The 349-nt window shown below is 64.2% G+C and carries 1 protein-coding gene; it reads right to left on the bottom strand.

The window, feature by feature from the left end; translation table 11 throughout:
• A partial coding sequence (locus KPG66_RS17000) for a condensation domain-containing protein (protein WP_237071625.1) occupies positions 1-349 on the bottom strand: 349 nt, incomplete at both ends.

The raw sequence follows: 349 nt of genomic DNA, 5'->3' as shown, positions 1-349 counted from the left end.
AGCCGCGCGAGCACCGCGCTCCACGCGGCCAGCACCGTCATGAATAGCGTCGCGCCTTGCGCTTGGCTCCAACGCTTAAGCGCTTGCGTGGTTTGCGCATCGATCTGAATCGGCACGTAGGCCCCTTCGAACGATTGCTGCGCCGGGCGCGGTCGGTCGGTCGGCAACGTCAGCAGCACGGGGGCATCGGTCAGCTGCGTGCGCCAGTACTCACCTTGCGCCTTAAGCCGCTCACCCGAGAGCCACTGACGCTGCCACGCCGCATAATCCGGATATTGGATCGTCAGCGCCGGCAGTGGATCCGTCTGTCCGTCATAGGCCGCGCGATACAACGTATTCAATTCGCGCA

The organism is Mycetohabitans sp. B2, assembly GCF_021733735.1.
GTDB classification, from domain to species: domain Bacteria; phylum Pseudomonadota; class Gammaproteobacteria; order Burkholderiales; family Burkholderiaceae; genus Mycetohabitans; species Mycetohabitans rhizoxinica.
Note: the sequence above shows the minus strand (reverse complement) of the source record. Positions and strands in the feature narration are given on the sequence as shown.